The organism is Acinetobacter sp. OYA S30 (assembly GCF_033599315.1).
Classification (GTDB): Bacteria; Pseudomonadota; Gammaproteobacteria; order Pseudomonadales; family Moraxellaceae; genus Acinetobacter; species Acinetobacter baumannii.
Genome location: NZ_JAWVAV010000129.1, coordinates 1 through 979, shown reverse-complemented (window position 1 = coordinate 979; position 979 = coordinate 1). Strand labels below are relative to the sequence as shown.

Genomic DNA, 979 nt, shown 5'->3' with positions numbered 1-979 from the left:
TTCGTACTGTCCTTCTTAAATGAGTTATTTAATGACTTTAATACGAGTCGTAGCCGGAATAATTAACGGTGAGTTCTTAGCAACATAGCTTTCAAGCGCATCGATATCTTGACCACCACCGACACGGTTTTGACCTTCTTTTAACACCGTGAAGTTGTCACCACCATCTGCCAAGAAGCTATTTACCGTCACACGGTATACTTTAGTGTCAACTAATGGTGAACCAGCAACCATGATGTAACTTGCTCGTGGTGAAACAGATGTATTTGCCGCATATTGGTAACTCAACTCTTTAGACGGCTGTAAAATTCTAGGCGAATTTGCATTTGCACCAGACCATTGTTGTTCAAGCACATCTCTAATCTGTTTACCGGTTAAGCTCAAAGTCACAATCGAGTTACCGAAAGGTTGAACTGCAAAAATATCACCAAACGTAATCTGGTTACTGCTGTTAATCAGTAGGTCAGCACGTACACCGCCCGGGTTCATTAACGTAAAATCCGAACCTTGATTACTTGCTTGAAGAGCGGCAGCTTGCTGCGCATCGGCAATCATATCACCTAGTGGGCTTTCACCACTTTCGACTTGTGTACGGCTCACAACGGCAGTAGAAGTTCCAACAACACGTCCAGAAATTGTGGTTACTGCTTGACGGTATTTATCTAAAATCGCTTCGATACTTGGCGTTTTACTAAATTTTTGATAGAGGTCTGTCAAACTTACAGTGGTTGTACCCGAAGTATAGGCCTCACTTTGAACCGGAATTTGTTTAGCATCTTTTTTAATGATATCGCCAGTTTTACCATCCAACTCCACCTTAATATCGGTAATAAGCGTGCCATATTGTCCAGCTGAAGTAAGTAAGAATGGTTTAGCCGGATTTTTTGTTGCATAGTCACAAATATAAGATTGATGTGTATGCCCCGAAACAACAATATCAACTGCCGGATTTAACCGATCTAAAATACCTAAAATTGGC

The 979-nt window shown here is 41.3% G+C and carries 1 protein-coding gene; it reads right to left on the bottom strand.

Features of this window, described 5'->3' with window-relative positions; translation table 11 throughout:
• Positions 1 to 24: 24 nt before the first annotated feature.
• On the bottom strand, positions 25 to 979 hold a 955-nt coding region (locus R5R67_RS19450), incomplete at its 5' end, for a bifunctional metallophosphatase/5'-nucleotidase (RefSeq protein ID WP_318755208.1).